This window comes from Streptococcus jiangjianxini, from assembly GCF_040225085.1.
GTDB classification, from domain to species: domain Bacteria; phylum Bacillota; class Bacilli; order Lactobacillales; family Streptococcaceae; genus Streptococcus; species Streptococcus jiangjianxini.
Genome location: NZ_JBEHGL010000029.1, coordinates 1 through 18139 on the forward strand (window position 1 = coordinate 1; position 18139 = coordinate 18139).

General features: G+C 38.2%; 12 protein-coding genes, 1 rRNA gene and 2 pseudogenes. 12 read left to right on the forward strand and 3 right to left on the reverse strand.

All coding sequences use genetic code 11. The features are described from left to right. Positions 1-112: pseudogene (locus ABP870_RS09925) on the forward strand (IS30 family transposase); the annotation flags it as partial. Positions 113-129: 17 nt separating this feature from the next. On the opposite strand, the gene pbp3 (ABP870_RS09930) reads toward ABP870_RS09925, so the two are convergent. Both pbp3 (ABP870_RS09930) and pbp3 (ABP870_RS09935) read right to left on the reverse strand, forming a co-directional pair. Further along, positions 130-1368 (reverse strand): D-alanyl-D-alanine carboxypeptidase PBP3, encoded by a 1239-nt coding sequence (gene pbp3, locus ABP870_RS09930; protein WP_350015223.1) that lies wholly within the window; start codon positions 1366-1368, stop codon positions 130-132. Next, positions 1365-2630, reverse strand: coding sequence for a D-alanyl-D-alanine carboxypeptidase PBP3 (gene pbp3 / locus ABP870_RS09935; protein ID WP_350015224.1), 1266 nt, complete (start codon positions 2628-2630; stop codon positions 1365-1367). The genes pbp3 (ABP870_RS09930) and pbp3 (ABP870_RS09935) overlap by 4 nt, the downstream gene beginning before the upstream one ends. A gap of 904 nt (positions 2631-3534) precedes the next feature. Here pbp3 (ABP870_RS09935) and ABP870_RS09940 point away from each other — a divergent pair. The 10 genes from ABP870_RS09940 to ABP870_RS09985 all read left to right on the forward strand — a co-directional run bounded on the left by ABP870_RS09940 (position 3535) and on the right by ABP870_RS09985 (position 16040). Continuing rightward, positions 3535-5508 (forward strand): peptide ABC transporter substrate-binding protein, encoded by a 1974-nt coding sequence (locus tag ABP870_RS09940; RefSeq protein ID WP_350015225.1) that lies wholly within the window; start codon positions 3535-3537, stop codon positions 5506-5508. 69 nt (positions 5509-5577) lie between these two features. Next, positions 5578-7077, forward strand: a complete 1500-nt coding sequence (locus tag ABP870_RS09945) for an ABC transporter permease (protein ID WP_350015226.1) — start codon at positions 5578-5580, stop codon at positions 7075-7077. Next, positions 7077-8003: an oligopeptide ABC transporter permease OppC gene (oppC, locus tag ABP870_RS09950; protein ID WP_350015227.1), complete on the forward strand. Its 927-nt coding sequence runs from the start codon at positions 7077-7079 to the stop codon at positions 8001-8003. The genes ABP870_RS09945 and oppC overlap by 1 nt, the downstream gene beginning before the upstream one ends. An 8-nt stretch (positions 8004-8011) precedes the next feature. Continuing rightward, a complete protein-coding gene (locus ABP870_RS09955) occupies positions 8012-9079 on the forward strand; it encodes an ABC transporter ATP-binding protein (RefSeq protein ID WP_350015228.1) in 1068 nt (355 codons plus the stop codon). Then, positions 9079-10011: an ATP-binding cassette domain-containing protein gene (locus ABP870_RS09960; RefSeq protein ID WP_350015229.1), complete on the forward strand. Its 933-nt coding sequence runs from the start codon at positions 9079-9081 to the stop codon at positions 10009-10011. Before ABP870_RS09955 ends, ABP870_RS09960 begins: the two co-directional genes overlap by 1 nt. A gap of 302 nt (positions 10012-10313) precedes the next feature. Further along, a complete protein-coding gene (locus ABP870_RS09965) occupies positions 10314-11975 on the forward strand; it encodes a peptide ABC transporter substrate-binding protein (protein ID WP_350015230.1) in 1662 nt (553 codons plus the stop codon). A 112-nt stretch (positions 11976-12087) separates the two neighbouring features. Then, the gene (locus ABP870_RS09970) at positions 12088-13002 is read left to right on the forward strand and encodes an ABC transporter permease (protein WP_350015231.1); all 915 of its coding nucleotides are present in this window, start codon (positions 12088-12090) and stop codon (positions 13000-13002) included. A gap of 10 nt (positions 13003-13012) precedes the next feature. Then, complete coding sequence (locus ABP870_RS09975; protein WP_350015232.1) at positions 13013-14044, forward strand: ABC transporter permease; 1032 nt, start codon at positions 13013-13015, stop codon at positions 14042-14044. Between the two features lie 14 nt (positions 14045-14058). Continuing rightward, positions 14059-15105 carry an ABC transporter ATP-binding protein gene (locus ABP870_RS09980; protein ID WP_350015233.1) on the forward strand — a complete coding sequence of 349 codons (1047 nt, stop codon included), beginning with the start codon at positions 14059-14061 and terminating at the stop codon, positions 15103-15105. Then, complete coding sequence (locus ABP870_RS09985; protein WP_350015234.1) at positions 15105-16040, forward strand: ABC transporter ATP-binding protein; 936 nt, start codon at positions 15105-15107, stop codon at positions 16038-16040. Before ABP870_RS09980 ends, ABP870_RS09985 begins: the two co-directional genes overlap by 1 nt. 215 nt (positions 16041-16255) lie before the next feature. Here the strand turns inward: ABP870_RS09985 and ABP870_RS09990 are convergent. Continuing rightward, positions 16256-17472: pseudogene (locus tag ABP870_RS09990) on the reverse strand (ISL3 family transposase). Positions 17473-18022: 550 nt separating this feature from the next. On the opposite strand from ABP870_RS09990, the gene ABP870_RS09995 reads away from it, so the two are divergent. Beyond that, positions 18023-18139, forward strand: a 16S ribosomal RNA gene (locus ABP870_RS09995); the annotation flags it as partial.

Consider the following 18139-nt stretch of genomic DNA (forward strand, 5'->3'; position numbering starts at 1 on the left):
TCAAGACGTTTTATCAGCTATAGCTGATAAAAGAAATAGAATACCTAGAAAATCCCTAAACTATCAAACACCGTATCAAGTTTTTCTGAGTAAGATAAACTGTCTAGCTTAATTTGACAATTGAGATAGTTATAAACGTTCATTGACATAAGTCACAAAATGATTCCACCAAACTTTTAAGAAGAAACTTCGTTTAACCGACGTTTTGGTTTGGGCAGTCACCTTTGGAAGATCTCCCAAATAGCCATCCCCGACAAGATGTTCATCTTGGAAAACGAAGTGGCCAACCTTGGTTCTGCTTTTCACAGGTGCGGTTAATTCCTTTTGATTAGCTTGAAAGACGATTTTAGATTTTTGGTTAATTGGGCGAATGATCGTCAAGTCTCTAGCTGCGGTAGCTTTTACCGTTTTTTGCTTCCCGTCACGAACAGAAACCTCGCTACTATCGACCGTTTGCCCCTTCTTCAAAATGGTCTTTTTCTCATAATTTGCTAGAATATAATCTAAAATCTCATTTGTTGCTTTAAAACGAGCAAATTCATCTTTATCAGCATCGTCGGCATTTAACACCACAGTAACGATACGCATTCCATTTTCAGTAGAAGTTGCTACGAAAGAAGCACCGCCCTTAGATGACGTTCCAGTAATCAGTCCGTCAACACCTGGACGAGCTAAAAAAGCTTCTGGCAGGAGATGATTATAGGTATGCATTGTAGTGTTGTCAAAGTCAGCTGAGACTTGCTTTGTCATTTTAGTAACTTCTGGAAAATCAGTTAACAGTTTATTTGCTATAATAGCAACATCACTTGCGCTCATCATATTTTCGTCCGTTTTCTTAGAATCAGGATAGATATTATGTCCTAATTGTTCGTTATTTAAACCGGAAGCATTTACTAATTTAGTGTCCTTGATTCCCCAGTCTCTTAATTGCTTTTTCATCTTATCGACAAATTGAGCCTCACTCCCACTAATGTGCTCTGCTAATGAAATAGCTGGGCTATTAGCATTGGCAATTAGAGTTGCTTCAACGAGTTCTTTAACGGTATATTGACGTTTGTCTAGTGGAACGTTACTTACGACGCCTTCGGCAGCTAAGCTATAAGAGTAATCGGATATGTTGACTGTATCATTCCAATCTAAACGCTGATGTTCAATTTCTTTATAAACTAAGTAAATGGTTAATAACTTTGTAATCGAAGCAATTTCAGTAGTTTCATTAGCATTTTTTTGGTATAACACTTTACCTGAGTTCACTTCAAAAACAAAGGCACTTTTTGCCGGTGGATCAAAGTCATCGGAAGAAACTGTCTTGACAAAAGACATTATCGAGACAAGTATTAAAAGAAGCCAAAGTAGTAATTTTTTCATTTTAAATATTCCTCTTGAATTTGATACGATTTTAATTTGATGTTATTCATAAATTGTGTAAGATGAAAAATACTAATATCAATTAAACCGTTTTTGTCAATATTTTTAGGTGAAACCATCTCTACTTGCGGAACCTGGCTTAAATAACCATCTCCAATTTTATAATCGTCTTGGAATGCCAATGTAGCCAGAGTTTTATTTTTGATAATTGGGGCAGTCAGCTTAGTTTTTTGTGGAGTAAAGTTTAGTTTTATTGACTTCTCAGTTCTAGGTTTTACAATGTAAAAATCAGAGCTGGCAATTGGCATAATTTTTTCAACTATTGAGGATGAAATAGGGACTGATTGATCTTGGTAAGTTTGATCTTTATTAATGACTTTGACTTTTTCAAATCTATTGTAAACGTTGTCTAATATATTTTTTGTAGCTTCGAAGCGGGCATAGTCATTTTCTTTCCAGTTATCTGCGTTAAGAACGACACTAATAATCCTCATATTATTTTTATTAGCTGTCGCAACGATAGAAGCACCTGCTAGCTCGGTTGTACCAGTTTTTAAACCATCGATTTCAAATGTGTTTTCATCGTCCAGAAGTAATTGATTAGATGTTATGATTTCAGTACCATCAAAAAGTTCTTTTGATTTTTTGGAAAATGTCAAAACATCAGGATAATCATTAATCAAATGCTGAGCAATAATAGCCACATCCTTAGCGCTCATCATATTTTCATCAGTTTCTTTAGAACCGGGATAAATATGATCTCCTAAGACTTGGTTATTGAGTCCAGAGGCATTAACTAGCTTAGCATCCCTGATGCCCCATTCCTTCAACTGTTGGGACATCATATCAACAAATTTGGGTTCACTGCCACCGATGTGCTCCGCAAGAGCAATCGCTGCGCTATTAGCACTGGCTATCATTGTCGCATTGACCAAGTCTTTAACCTTGTACTTCCTAGCTTCCATAGGAACATTGCTAGCTTCTGGGTTGACCGTCAATTGGTAAGGATAATCAGAAATCTCAACCTCAGTGTCCCAAGCCAGATTGCCCTTATCAATTTCTCGATAAACCATATAAACTGTTAATATTTTAGTAATCGAGGCGATGGCGTCAGGAGTCGTTGTATCTTTCTCATATAAAATTTTTCCAGTACTAGCTTCAACAGCAATAGCATGCTCAGCCTTAGCCTTGAATTCGTCTGCAGTTACCAATGAAGGTAGAAAAGAGATAAGTAGACTTAAAAAAGCAATGATTTTTTTCATAATGATCCTTACAATGATTTGTTACCCATGATCTTGGTTAGTTTCAGAACACAAAAAAACGTTTAGATGAATGATGCCATGAGTGATAAAGTCACGAGCAATCGCCCTCATGAGCTACTGATGGGAGACTTCTATTTCTTCGTTAGTGAGGTAAACCTCAATCAAGCAGTAGGCAGACTGTTCTGATTTGCTCACTCATAGCCCTTCTATTAGTTTAACAGAACTTCCATTACAAGGCTATTTCTAAGATATCATTCCTTCCGATAGCAGTTGCTTGAAAAGATAATTCATAACGAAGCATCTCCTAGGAGCATTAGTCTTACAGATAGATTTTCAATAGCGATTTGTTCTTCTGTGCCTTATGATAGTGCCATTGTTTTTAAAAGCATCCTTGACCTAGCTACAATACAGTAAAAATAGTCGTGATGTTAGGAGGTTAACTCCCATCTATTCATGACCTCGTCGTGTTAAGTTTCAGATGAAGACGTCAAGTTAGTTATTGTTGGCTTTATACGATTTTTACCTTTTATTGTAGCAAATTTAGAGTCATTAAGAAGTACTGATAGCTAGGCAAGGCATGGATAAAACTCATTTTTTGAAAAGTTGTATATTTTATAATCATATTGAACGTCCCTTGCAAGAGGGATGATTAGCTTCTTGTCATTTCCGATGTGACAAAAGCGATCAGCATGCCCTCTGGAATGAACTATAATAAGGAATATTTGATATTTCTTATTATACCATATTTTAATTTTAGGAAATATTTCGACAAATCGGTAAGCGGATTCAATATGTGGAATTTTCTGAACGAATCTTTTTTTTTTTAGATATTTATGGTAAAATACTTCTAAATCATCATATGCGCATTGGTTTTGAAAAAGACAAAACATAGAGGAGTGTTTTTATGACAAGTAAAAAGAAATTAATGGTGTTAGCTGGTGTTGCACTTGTTTCGACATCAGTTCTGGCAGCTTGTGGCAATCAATCTGGTTCGAAGAAATCAGGGGATATGTCATATAGTTATGTGTATCCAGAAGAACCTAAAACGTTAGATTATACCGTAGCTAACGCAAGTGGAACGAGTGATTTGACTTCTAACTTCGTTGACGGTCTCTTAGAAAATGACCGTTATGGTAACTTGATTCCGTCATTAGCTAAGGATTGGACAGTCTCTAAAGATGGATTGACTTATACCTACAAACTGCGCGATGATGCATACTGGTATACAGCCGATGGTGAAGAGTACGCTCCAGTGACTGCTGAAGATTTTGTGACAGGATTAAAACATGCTGCTGACGAAAAATCTGATGCTCTTTATGTTGTCGAAGATTCTGTTAAAGGTCTGAAAGATTACCTTGATGGAAAAATCAAAGATTTCAAAGAGGTTGGTGTCAAGGCGATTGATGAACATACCGTTCAATATACCCTCAATAAGCCAGAAAGTTTCTGGAACTCTAAAACAACCTATGGTATTCTTTTCCCGGTAAATGGAGAGTTCTTGAAATCTAAAGGGAAAAACTTTGGTGCTCCAACGGACCCATCTAGTTTATTGTATAACGGTCCATATACCCTAAGTGCCATCACTTCTAAGTCATCTGTAGAGATGACCAAAAATGAGAATTATTGGGATGCTAAAAATGTCCATATTACGAATGTCAAGTTGACTTATTCTGATGGTTCTGATCCTGATGCTCTCTTTAACAACTTCAAAGATGGTTCATATAGCTATGCTCGTCTTTATCCAAACCAACCAAGCTACAAGAAGGCATCTAAAGACTTTGGTAAGAACATCTACTACACTCAACAAAATGCATCAACCTTTATGTATTTCTTCAATGTTAACCGTACTGCGAATAAGATGACTTCTAAAACACCAGAGCAAATAGAAGATACCAAAGCAGCTCTTCAAAACAAGGACTTCCGACAAGCAGTAACCTTTGCCTTTGACCGCGCTTCTTGGAATTCACAGGTTTCTGGTGAAGAGGCTAAAGATAAGGCTTTGCGTAACACCCTTGTACCACCAACTTTTGTTCAAATTGATGGTAAAGACTTCGGAGACACAGTTACCAGTGAACTGGAAAAACTTGGTGATGAGTGGAAAGGTGTTGATCTAACAGACGCTCAAAACGGTCTTTATAATCCAGAAAAAGCGAAAGCAGAACTTGAAAAAGCGAAAGCATCTCTTGGAAGCGACGTCACTTATCCTATTCAAATCGACACCGTTGTATCACAGACAGATGAACTTGGTGTGCAACGTGCCAAATCATTAAAACAATCTGTAGAGGCTAACCTTGGTAAAGAAAATGTTCAGGTAAATGTTCTTGAAAAATCTGAAGAAGAATACCTAGCGGCAACATACGAGGCTGAGTCTGCTGAGCAAATGGACTATGATATTACCATATCTGGTTGGAGCCCAGACTATCTCGATCCGTCATCCTACTTAGACATCTTCTCTACAGAAGAAGGAGCAGCTTCAACAATGCGATTAGGTGTTGATGCTAAGAATAAAGAGATCATTGATAAGGTTGGTTTAAACGAATACCAGGCTCATCTCGACAAAGCAGCTGCCATTAGTGATGATGTAGATGCTCGCTATACAGAATATGCCAAAGCTCAGGCATGGTTAAGCGATAGTGCCCTAGTTATTCCATCGGTTTCACTAGGAGGTGCGCCATCAGTCTCACGTATTCAACCATTTTCAGCACCATTCTCATGGGTTGGTACTAAAGGCGGCGGTACTAATTATAAATACCAAAAACTTCTAGATAAGCCAGTTACAGCTGAGGGTTATCAAAAAGCTTTGGAGAGCTGGAAAGCTAAACGCGAAAAATCAAATGAAAAAGCCACTAAAGAACTGGCTGATCATGTAGCAAAATAAAGCTTAGTAAACAAGAAAAGAGCTTTCTCTCAACGCAAGAGAAAGTTCTTTCAAGTTTTGGAGAACAGAATGAAAAAATATATCTTAATGCGTGTTTTGCGATCATTAGTATCTATTTTTTTGGTAACCACTTTGGTCTATACAATTGTCTATACCATGGTGCCAAAAAGTTTAATTTTTAAAAATGATCCTAACTACAATAAAATGATTACAACCCCGGATAAAAAAGCCAATTATGAAAATACGATTTTTGAACGGATGGGGTATATCGACTATTTAACCACTAAAGAGCTTCAAACGAAAGCTTCTAAAGAGTATAAACAGGTCACAACAAAGCCAACGGCTACCAATAAAAACTATTATCAAAAATATCTGAAATCAATAGGTGGCAAATGGCAATTGCATCAATTCAAAGAGAGTAAAGAATTTTATGCGACACGTGACATTTCGATCATTGAACGTGTTTGGAATTTCTATTCAAACCTAATCGTCGTTGATCATCCTTGGAAAATAAAGGATGCTTCAAATCCTGATTTAGAACGCTATGTTCGATTTGAAAATGATCCTTCAGTAGGTCCAGCTTTAGTCGGTTCAGGAACAAAACACAAATATTTGATGTATTTTAACAGCAGTTTTCCATTCATTCATCAAAATATTTTTAAACTTAACTTAGGATTGTCGTATCCAACCTATGCCAATCAACCAGTCACACGCATTATCACGCAAGGACAAGGAAGAACCCTTCAAAGTGAAGTGACATTTCCAAATGGCAATACACGTCAGTCTGCAATCAATATGTATTCAAGGACTTATTTGTCACCATCTAAGGCAGATTCGCGTGCTAAACATAACTTCGGTGAAAATGATGCTTACACAGCGACACAAAATAATTATAGCGAACCCTCTATGCTCAAAAACTCTTTCATCATTGGTGTTATAGGGGTTATCATTGCTTATGCGGTTGGTCTGCCAATAGGTATGCTGATGTCTCGCTATAAAGATGGCCTATTTGATCGTTTCTCAACCGGACTCATGACTTTTATGTTGGCGTTACCAAGTGTCGCAACGATTTACATCATCCGTTTTGTTGGGTCAAACTTAGGCCTACCAGATAGTTTTCCAAATTTAGGTGCCTCTAGCCCATTATCTTATGTACTGCCAGCCCTTGTTTTAGGAATTTTGAGCGTTCCAGGGATTGTGGTTTGGTTCCGACGCTATATGGTCGACCAACAGGCTAGTGATTATGTACGATTTGCTCGCTCTAAAGGTCTCACAGAGGCAGAAATTTCTCAAAAGCATTTGTTTAAAAATGCTATGGTACCGATTTCGAACGGTATTCCAAGCTCGATTGCTTTAACGATCGTTGGGGCAACCTTAACAGAGACTATTTTTGCCTTCCCAGGTATGGGTAAAATGTTGATTGACTCTGTACGCGCAGCTAATAACTCAATGGTTGTTGGGTTAGTCTTCATCTTTACAGTTGTGTCTGTTTTTGCTTTACTCTTAGGTGATCTTTTAATGACCATCTTTGATCCACGTATTCGATTGACTTCAAAAGGAGGTAAATAATGGCTCAAATCGATAAAACGAAATTTACATTTGTAGAATTAGATACCTCAGCAGCAGAAGTGATCGATTCACCAGCTTATTCTTATTGGAAATCGGTTTTTAGGCAGTTTTTTGCTAAGAAGTCGACCCTTATTATGCTTGTTATTCTGATCACGATTATTTTGATGAGCTTCATCTACCCAATGTTTGCTAATTACGATTTTAAAGACGTCAGCAATATCAACGATTTTTCAAAACGTTTTATTTGGCCAAATGGTGAGTATTGGTTTGGAACGGATAAGAATGGTCAATCCTTGTTTGATGGCGTATGGTATGGTGCTAGAAATTCTATCTTGATTTCAGTGATTGCGACCTTAATTAACACAGTTATTGGTGTTGTTATTGGTGGTATTTGGGGTGTCTCAAAAAGCTTTGATCGCATTATGCTAGAAGTTTACAATGTTATTTCTAATATTCCCTTCCTCTTGATTGTTATCGTTCTTTCCTATTCAATTGGTGCTGGTTTTTGGAATCTTATCTTTGCCTTTTGTGTTACAGGATGGTTAGGAATTGCTTATAGTATCCGTGTTCAAGTGTTACGTTATCGCGACTTAGAGTATAATCTTGCCAGTCGTACCTTGGGAACCCCGATGACTAAAATAGTGGTTCGCAACCTCTTGCCACAATTGGTATCAGTGATCATGACCTTGGTAAGTCAGATGTTGCCTATGTATATTTCTTTTGAAGCATTCCTATCTTTCTTTGGACTTGGATTACCGATTTCCGAGCCAAGTTTGGGACGTCTTATTGCTAATTACTCAACATACTTAACAGACAACTCATACCTTTTTTGGATACCACTAACGACTTTGATTTTAGTATCTTTACCCCTATATATCGTGGGGCAAAACCTTGCAGATGCTAGTGATCCGCGTTCACATAGATAGGAGATAACATGAAAAAAACAGATAATGTTATATTAAGTGCTAAAGATGTCGTTGTTGAATTTGATGTACGTGATCGTGTTTTGACCGCTATTAGAGGTGTCTCGATTGATCTTATTGAAGGCGAAGTCCTGGCAGTTGTCGGTGAATCTGGTTCCGGAAAATCGGTATTAACAAAAACATTCACTGGGATGTTAGAAAGTAACGGCCGTATTGCTAGTGGATCGATTAATTACCGTGGAAAAGAGTTATCAAGTCTAAAGAGTCATAAGGATTGGGAAGAGATTCGTGGTGCTAAGATTGCCACTATTTTCCAAGATCCAATGACCTCATTAGATCCGATCAAGTCAATTGGTAGCCAAATTACAGAAGTCATTATTAAACATCAAGGAAAGTCTAAGTCTGAAGCTAAAAAAATGGCGATTGACTATATGGAAAGTGTTGGTATTCCAGAAGCGGCGAAACGTTTTAAAGAGTACCCATTCCAGTATTCAGGAGGAATGCGTCAGCGTATTGTTATTGCGATTGCTCTGGCCTGTCGCCCTGATATTCTTATTTGTGATGAGCCTACAACAGCTCTGGATGTCACCATCCAGGCTCAAATCATTAGCTTACTTAAAGATTTGCAAGCTGAATATCGTTTCACAACTATATTTATTACACACGACTTAGGAGTAGTAGCAAGTATTGCGGATAAAGTGGCTGTTATGTATGCAGGTGATATAGTCGAATACGGCACAGTTGAGGATATTTTCTATGATCCTCACCACCCTTATACTTGGAGCTTATTGTCTAGTTTGCCGCAACTAGCAGATGAAACAGGTGTCCTATTCTCTATTCCAGGAGCCCCACCATCTTTGTATAAGCCAATTGTAGGAGATGCCTTTGCGCCACGTTCTCGTTATGCCATGCAAATTGACTTTGAAGAAGAAGCGCCAAAATTTTATGTCAATGATAATCACTGGGCCAAGACCTGGCTGTTACACCCAGATGCGCCGGACGTTGATAAACCTGAAATGATACAAGATTTACATTCAAAAATTTCACAAAAACTAGGAAAAGAAAGGGTTGAACAATAATGCCAGAGAAATTAGTTGACATTAAAGATTTGGAAATCTCTTTCGGTGAAGGCAAAAAGAAATTTGTTGCTGTCAAGAATGCGAATTTCTTTATCAATAAAGGAGAAACATTCTCTTTAGTAGGAGAATCAGGCTCTGGGAAAACAACGATTGGTCGAGCAATCATTGGGCTAAATGATACCAGTAACGGTGAGATTGTCTACGATGGAAAAGTGATCAATAAGAAATTGTCTAAATCAGACGAGAGAGAAATGCTCCAAAAAATTCAAATGATTTTTCAGGATCCTGCAGCTAGTTTAAATGAACGTGCGACAGTGGATTATATCATTTCTGAAGGATTATATAACTTTGGACTTTTTAAAGATGACAAGGATCGTAAAGATAAAGTCGCTAAAATGATGACTGAGGTTGGCTTGCTTTCGGAACATTTGACACGCTATCCTCATGAGTTTTCAGGAGGACAACGTCAGCGGATTGGTATCGCGCGTGCATTGGTCATGGATCCAGAATTCATCATTGCAGATGAACCAATATCAGCTTTAGATGTTTCAGTTCGAGCTCAAGTTCTCAATCTTTTAAAACGGATGCAGGAAGAAAAAGGACTCACTTACCTCTTCATCGCACATGATTTATCAGTAGTAAGATTTATCTCAGATAGAATTGCTGTTATCTATAAAGGTGTTATTGTCGAAGTTGCTGAGACTGAAGAATTGTTTAGAAATCCAATTCATCCATATACTAAATCACTATTATCTGCTGTGCCAATTCCAGATCCAATTTTGGAGCGTCAGAAAGAATTGGTGGTTTATGATCCAGAACAACATGATTATGACACAGAGGAACCTAGCATGGTTGAGGTGTTGCCTGGCCATTATGTTTGGGGAAGTCCGACGGAAATTTCTAAATATAAGTTAGAAAATCCATACAAATAATAAAAAGCGAGTCATCGCTTTTTTTTGTTATAGCCAAAAACTATATATAGTAAGAAAAAAAGAAAATGTTATCCTAAAACGAAATATTTAGCAGAGTTGAAGTGGTTTAGTAGAGGGAGCAAATGCGTTGAAATAGGGGGAAATGACTCGTTATTGATAAAAAATAGTACTGCCATTCCGCGTCTTGTTTTATTTAAAATACGGAGAATTCAGAAAATTTTTCATTTTACTCTTCCTTTTTCAAGTAGGGGTATGGTATAATTCAATTCATTAAAGTATTGCTCATCATAGGAGGACATCATATGTCAATGTTTTCAAAATCAAATTGGAAGCGTGTTGGTTTAGGAGCGGTTGCTCTGACCTCAACGGCTGTATTAGTTGCTTGTGGCGGTGGTAAATCATCTTCGTCTGCTTCAGATAAGAATGTGATCAACTGGTCGATTCCAACTGAAATCAACACATTGGATTTATCTAAAAATACAGATTCTTATTCCAACATGGCGATTGGTAATTCAGGTAGTAACCTACTTCGCCTTGATGGTAAAGGTGGCACAGAGCCAGATTTAGCTAAAAAAGTTGAAGTATCTGAAGATGGCCACACATACACAGCGACTCTTCGTGATGGTCTAAAATGGTCAGATGGCAGTGATTTAACAGCGGAAGATTTTGTTTATTCATGGCAGCGTATGGTAGATCCTGCAACAGCTTCTGAGTATGCTTACCTTGCAACAGAATCACATCTTGAAAATGCTGATAAAATCAATTCAGGTGACGAAAAAGATTTGAACAAACTTGGTGTTAAAGCTGACGGAAATAAAGTCATCTTTACGTTGACAAGTCCAACACCTCAATTCATGGAGTACCTTGCTTTCACAAACTTCATGCCACAGAAGAAAGAATTTGTTGAAAAAACAGGAAAAGACTATGGAACAAATTCTAAATCACAACTTTATTCAGGTCCTTATAAAGTTGAAGGTTGGAATGGTTCCAACAATAAATTCAAGCTTGTTAAAAATAACAATTACTGGAATGCTAAAAATGTCAAAACAGAAACGGTAAATATCCAAGTCGTTAAAAAACCAGATACAGCGGTCCAAATGTATAAACAAGGTGATCTGGATGCAGCCAATATCTCAGGAACAACAGCTATTTATAATGCCAACAAAAATAGTAAAGAACTTGTAACTGTGCCGGAAGCTACCTCAGCTTATATGGTTTATAACCAGACAGGTGAAGTTAAAGCTTTAGCTAATGAAAATATTCGTAAAGCCCTTAACCTTGCGACAGATCGCGAGGGAGTTGTAAAAGCAGCGGTTGACACAGGATCAAAACCAGCTACTGGCTTGGCACCTACTGGACTAGCAGCCTTGGAAGATGGTACAGATTTAGCAAAATATGTTGCTCCAGGCTACTCATATGATGCTAAAGAAGCTAAAAAGTTATTCGAAGCTGGTCTAAAGGAAATCGGAGAAGATAAACTCACCATTACTGTCACATCTGATGCTGATTCTCCAGTTGCTAAAAATACATTAGATTATTTAAAATCAACTTGGGAAGATGCTCTTCCAGGGTTGACTGTTGAAGAAAAGTTCGTACCATTTAAACAACGTTTGGAAGATACGAAGAATCAAAACTTTGAAGTTGCAATAGCGCTTTGGGGTGGTGACTATCCAGAAGGATCAACTTTCTATGGCATGTTCACATCTGATGCGTCATACAATTACGGTAAGTTCACTAGTGAAGAATATGATAAAGCATACGAAGAAGCTATTGGTAAAAACGCTTTAGATAAAAAAGCGGCAGCTGATAATTATAAAGCTGCTGAAAAAGCTCTTTACGATCATGCTTTCTATAATCCATTGTACTTCCGTAGTACAGAATCATTGCAAAATCCAGCTATTAAGGGACTTGTTCGTAATTCAACTGGTTTGAGTACAGACTTTACGCACGCTTATAAAAAATAATTCAGTTAGCCAGAATGACTAAATAGCAGCAAGAATTGGGTTGCCCAATTCTTGCTTTTATTGCAGGAAAAACTTTTTCCTGCAATAAAAGCAAAAGAAAAAAGGAACTATTATGATAAAATACATTCTAAAACGCCTAGCCATACTTTTGGTAACTTTATGGGTGGTAATTACTCTTTCTTTCTTCCTTATGCAGGTAATGCCAGGGACACCCTACAACAACCCTCGCTTGACAGATGAAATGATTGCTTTAATGAATAAGCAATATGGTCTTGATAAACCAGTATGGCAACAATATGTAAAATATCTGTTTGATATTTTACAAGGAGATTTTGGGACAAGTTACCAATCCATCAACCAACCCGTATCACGTATGCTTAGTCAAAGGCTTGGTGTATCTGTTCAACTTGGTCTACAAGCTCTGATCATCGGTATCGGTAGTGGCCTCATTGTAGGAGCAATTTCTGCTCGTAATAAGAATAATAAAATTGATGGTTTTCTTAGTATTGTGTCAACAATGGGGATTTCAGTGCCTTCTTTCATTATTGGTCTTTTACTTCTTGACTATCTAGGATTTAAATGGCAACTATTGCCTCTCTCTGGTTGGGGAACATTTGCACAGTCAGTTTTACCAACATTAGGTCTTGCAATTCCTATTTTTGCTCAAGTTACGCGCTTTTTCCGTAGTGAAATGATTGAAACGTTGAACTCTGACTATATTCAGTTGGCCCGCGCTAAAGGTTTGACGGTGCGTCAAGTAACGAACAAACATGCTTATCGTAATTCCATGATTCCAGTGTTGACTTTGGTTGGTCCTCTGGCAGCAGGTGTTTTAACTGGTTCTGCCTTGATGGAAAGAATCTTTTCTATTCCGGGTATTGGTCAGTTATTCGTTACAGCAATTCCGACAAAAGACTATCCAGTTATTATGGGGACAACAATTGTCTACTCTGTGATGTTGATGGTGGCTATTTTAGCGACAGATATCATCATTAGTATCGTTGACCCTCGCGTTCGCTTGCAGTAAGGAGAGTAAAATGGCAGACAAATATCAAACATTTAAACTTGTTGGTGCTGGAACGTCTAGCACTCAAGAAAAAATTGAAAAGCCAGCACTATCCTTCTTTCAGGATGCTTGGCGTCGACTTAAAAAAAATAAATTAGCCGTTGTAGCAATGTGGTTTCTTGTTTTTTTGATGGTGTTTTCTTTAGCTTCGACTGTATTTGTGAAGCAAAAAGATGCAAACTCTTTTAAGTCAAAGGAAGTCACTACCTATCGAAATCTACCACCTAAGCTCAGTGACAATTTACCATTTTGGAATGGTGAGATTGTCTACTCTGGTAATACAGAAGCTAACGATGCGTATGCAGATCAAGGTGTTCCTGAGAATCAAAAATTTGTTTTAGGAACAGATACTCTCGGTCGTAGTCTGGGTAAGCGTATTATTGTAGGGGTTCGTATCTCGCTATTGGTAGCCTTAGCCGCTACCGCGATTGACCTTGTTATCGGAGTGACCTATGGTCTGATTTCTGGTTACGTTGGCGGGAAAGTTGATACGACGATGCAACGTATTATTGAGGTGGTATCATCAATTCCGAACTTGGTTATTGTAACGATGCTTGGTCTTTTGCTTGGGAACGGTATTCTTTCCATTATCATCTCTATCGGTCTTGTTGGTTGGACGTCAATGGCTCGTCAGGTACGTAACTTAACTCTTTCTTATCGTGAGCGCGAGTTTGTCCTTGCGGCTCGTTCCCTTGGCGAAAATGGTGGTAAAATTGCATTTAAGCATATTTTTCCTAATATTTCAGGCATTATCATTGTTCAAATCATGATGACCGTTCCAAGTGCAATTATGTACGAAGCGGTTCTATCAGCGATTAACCTCGGTGTGAAGCCACCAACAGCCTCTCTTGGGTCTTTGATCTCAGACGCTCAAGAAAACTTGCAATATTACCCATACCAAGTATTACTTCCAGCGCTTGCTCTTGTTATCATTTCCTTAGCATTTATCTTGCTTGGTGATGGTTTACGTGATGCATTCGATCCAAAATCAAGTAACGACTAAAGGAGGAAATGAATATGACGCAAGAAAATATTTTAGAAGTTAAACACCTTCATGTTGATTTCCACACTTATGCCGGTGAAGTCAAAGCCATTCGTGAAGTTAACTTTGAACTTAAAAAGGGTGAGACACTTGCCATTGTAGGTGAGTCTGGCTCAGGTAAATCTGTAACAACTAAGACTCTTATGGGATTATCAGCAAAAAATGCTGAAATTTCTGGTGATATTCTTTTTAAAAATCGTAATCTAAATGATTTAAAGGAAGAAGATTGGGTTAAAATTCGTGGCAATGAAATTGCTATGATTTTCCAGGATCCTATGACAAGTCTTGATCCCACAATGAAAATTGGTATGCAAATTGCTGAACCAATTATGCTGCACGAGAAAGTATCCAAAAAAGAAGCTTTGGATCGTGCGCTTGAGTTGATGAAAAGTGTCGGTATTCCAAATGCCGAAGAACATATTAATGATTACCCACACCAATGGTCAGGAGGAATGCGTCAGCGTGCAGTTATCGCTGTTGCGCTAGCCGGTAATCCTGAAATTCTGATTGCAGATGAGCCCACAACAGCACTAGATGTTACCATCCAAGCTCAAATTTTGAACTTGATGAAAGATATTCAGCAAAAAACGTCAAGTTCCATTATTTTCATCACTCATGATTTAGGGGTTGTTGCTGGTATGGCTGATCGTGTTGCGGTTATGTATGCAGGTAAAATTGTCGAGTATGGTACGGTTGATGAGGTATTCTATAACCCACAACATCCTTATACTTGGGGTCTGTTGAATTCAATGCCTACTACCGATACAGCTGCGGGAGCGCTTCAGTCAATTCCAGGAACGCCTCCAGATTTGCTGAATCCTCCAAAGGGGGATGCTTTTGCGGCACGTAATGAATTTGCCTTAAACATTGATCACGAAGAAGAACCACCAATGTTTAAGGTATCAGAAACACACTATGCAGCAACGTGGCTATTGGATGAAAGAGCTCCTGAAATAACACCTCCACCACAAATTTTAAAACGCTGGGCTAAATGGCAAGACAACAACGGAGGGGCTAACTGATGGAAAACACCAGAAAAAAATTAGTAGAATTGAAAAATGTTTCCCTCACATTTAACAAAGGGAAATCCAATGAAGTTAAAGCGATCAACGATGTTAGCTTTGATATCTATGAAGGTGAGGTTTTTGGGCTAGTTGGAGAATCTGGTTCAGGTAAAACAACAGTCGGTCGTGCTATTTTAAAACTTTATGATATTAACGAAGGAGAGATCATCTTTAATGGTGAAAAAATCTCTCATCTTAAAGGGAAGGCACAACACAATTTCCGAAAACAGGCTCAAATGATTTTCCAGGATCCGCAAGCAAGTCTCAATGGTCGGATGAAAATTAGAGATATTGTTGCTGAGGGATTAGATATTCATAAACTAGTTTCTTCTAAAACGGAACGTGATGAGAAGGTTCAACGCCTCTTAGATTTAGTTGGATTGAATAAAGATCACTTAACCCGTTATCCGCATGAATTTTCAGGTGGACAGCGCCAACGTATCGGTATTGCTCGTGCCCTTGCCGTTGAACCAAAGTTTATCATCGCTGACGAACCTATATCTGCTTTGGATGTTTCTATTCAAGCTCAAGTTGTTAACCTGATGCAAAAATTACAACATGATAAAGGATTGACCTACCTCTTTATCGCCCATGACCTATCGATGGTGAAATACATCTCAGATCGTATCGGCGTAATGCATTGGGGGAAAATGTTGGAAATTGGAACTTCGGATGATGTCTATAATAATCCGATTCATCCGTATACTAAGAGTCTTCTATCAGCTATTCCAGAGCCCGATCCTGAAAAAGAACGCATGCGTGTTCATCAAGTATATGATCCACAAGCAGAATTAGATGGTCAAGAACGCACTATGCATGAAATCACACCAGGTCACTTCGTATTCGCCACTGAAGAAGAAGCCAAGATCTTTAAAGAACAATCCAAAAAATAATACAAAGAGGCTGGGCAAAAACTGGCTTCAGAATAAAAAAACAGGCATTTCCGCAGTTGGAGAGGCCCGTTTTTCTATGCCATGGTTTATCACTATAATAAGAACAAAACCATTAGAAAGCCATGACGATGTATAAAGGCTCATTGTCAACTGTAGTGGGTTGACTTATAACTAACACCGAGAGAGAATCAGATTGGTTCTCTCTTTTGTTGTGTTCAAAGCGAGATAAATCCGTTTTTTGAAGTTTTCATCTTCCTAAAGCCAAAAGCATTTCGCTTAATGACTTTAATAAGGTTGTTGGTCGCCTCTAGTTTGGCGTTGGAATAAGGTAGTTTCAGGGCATTGATAATCTTTTCTTTGTCTTTTAGAAAGGTCGAAAAGACGGTCTTAAATATAGGATGAACTTGTTTGATGGTATCAGAAATGAGATCAAAGAAGTGTTTTTCCTGCTTTTCTTGGAAATGAAAGAGAGAAGGCATTGGAAGAGGTTATAGTGGTGGCGTAGTTCATCAGAGTAGCCCAAAAGACGTTGCACAATCTCCTGATTGGTCAAGTGCATGCGAAAAGTCGGGCGATAAAATCGTTTATCACTGAGTTTTCGACTGTTTTGTTGGATGAGTTTCCAGTAACGTTTTAAGGCCTTATATTCATGAGATTGACGCTCAAATTGGTTCATGATTTGGATACGGAAACGGTTCATGGCGCGAGATAGGTTTTGAACAATGTGGAACCTATCGAGCACAATCTTCGCCTTAGGAAACAGTGTCTTAGCGATGTCATAATAGGGGCTAAACATATCCATGGTGATGACTTTGACACGACTGCGCACCTTGTGAGAATACCGCATGAAATGATTTTTAATGACAGCTTGCGTCCGACCATCAAGGATAGCGATAATCTTGTTGGCATCGAAATCTTGGGCAATAAAGCTCATCTTTCCCTTCTTGAAAGCATACTCATCCCACGACATATTTTCGGGTAACCAGGTTAAATCTGTCTGACACTCAAAGCGGTTGAGTTGCCGATAGACGGTTGACACAGAGACAGAGAGGTCTTCAGCGATTTTTGACATTGCCTCACGGCTCATGAGTTTGTCGGTGATTTTGTGGTTAATGATGTTGGGAATCTGATGATTTTCTCTGACCAGAGAGGTCTTAGCGACAGCCATTTTCCCACACGATTGACATTTGAAGCGACGCTTTTTGAGGCGAATCAGTACTTTGTCACCAGCCATTTCCAGATAGGGAATTTTACATGGCTTTTGGAAATCATACTTTATCATTTTTCCTTGACAAGCAGGGCATTGTGGAGCATCATAATCTAACTTGGCATGATACTCTCTGTGAGTGAAGAACTTGTCAAATTGCTTTTCAAAAGCGATGTTAGGGTCTTTAATGTTGAGTGAATCTTTGATATCATCTAGTTGTTCCATATGAGTCTTTCTAATGAGTGGTTTGGTTGCTTTTCATTATAAGTCATATGGAACTTTTTTGCTATAGTCAAAAAGACTCCATAATCTCCGATGGGAATTTACCCACTACAGAAATTATAGAGCCGTTTTTTCTACCATTTGTCAAGTCTATCAATGAATTTGAGAAATGGTAGAAAAAACACCGCAGAAAAGCATTGCCAAATGCGATACTTTTCTTGAGACGCTTTATCCTGCTCTGATTTCAATCGACTATACAACGTGGGAATTATAGAGGTTTAAAAAAATCCGAAAAATCTATTGACAAGTTCAATGCAAATATAGTAATATATAAAAGTTCTCAAATCACCCCATAGTTGTCATAAGATTTTTGAAAAAAAGTTGAAAAAAAGTTATTGACAAAGTTCGGGAGGTTTGTTAAAATAAAGAAGTTGTCTCTTACGGAGGCGATAAGACCTTTGAAAACTGGATAAAGAAACCAAACGTGCGGGTTACATTAAGTAACCTGTCAATAAAAGAAGAAAAAGTCAGATGATATCTGACTGAGTACAGTTCAAATGAGAGTTTGATCCTGGCTCAGGACGAACGCTGGCGGCGTGCCTAATACATGCAAGTGGAACGCATTTATAACAACCGTAGCTTGCTACACTTGATATAAATGAGTCGCGAA

Bases quoted from the DNA above. Each gene is read 5' to 3' on its own strand.
- pbp3 (WP_350015223.1), bottom strand. From the start codon at position 1,368: ATGAAAAAATTACTACTTTGGCTTCTTTTAATACTTGTCTCGATAATG.
- pbp3 (WP_350015224.1), bottom strand. From the start codon at position 2,630: ATGAAAAAAATCATTGCTTTTTTAAGTCTACTTATCTCTTTTCTACCT.
- ABP870_RS09940 (WP_350015225.1), top strand. From the start codon at position 3,535: ATGACAAGTAAAAAGAAATTAATGGTGTTAGCTGGTGTTGCACTTGTT.
- ABP870_RS09945 (WP_350015226.1), top strand. From the start codon at position 5,578: ATGAAAAAATATATCTTAATGCGTGTTTTGCGATCATTAGTATCTATT.
- oppC (WP_350015227.1), top strand. From the start codon at position 7,077: ATGGCTCAAATCGATAAAACGAAATTTACATTTGTAGAATTAGATACC.
- ABP870_RS09955 (WP_350015228.1), top strand. From the start codon at position 8,012: ATGAAAAAAACAGATAATGTTATATTAAGTGCTAAAGATGTCGTTGTT.
- ABP870_RS09960 (WP_350015229.1), top strand. From the start codon at position 9,079: ATGCCAGAGAAATTAGTTGACATTAAAGATTTGGAAATCTCTTTCGGT.
- ABP870_RS09965 (WP_350015230.1), top strand. From the start codon at position 10,314: ATGTCAATGTTTTCAAAATCAAATTGGAAGCGTGTTGGTTTAGGAGCG.
- ABP870_RS09970 (WP_350015231.1), top strand. From the start codon at position 12,088: ATGATAAAATACATTCTAAAACGCCTAGCCATACTTTTGGTAACTTTA.
- ABP870_RS09975 (WP_350015232.1), top strand. From the start codon at position 13,013: ATGGCAGACAAATATCAAACATTTAAACTTGTTGGTGCTGGAACGTCT.
- ABP870_RS09980 (WP_350015233.1), top strand. From the start codon at position 14,059: ATGACGCAAGAAAATATTTTAGAAGTTAAACACCTTCATGTTGATTTC.
- ABP870_RS09985 (WP_350015234.1), top strand. From the start codon at position 15,105: ATGGAAAACACCAGAAAAAAATTAGTAGAATTGAAAAATGTTTCCCTC.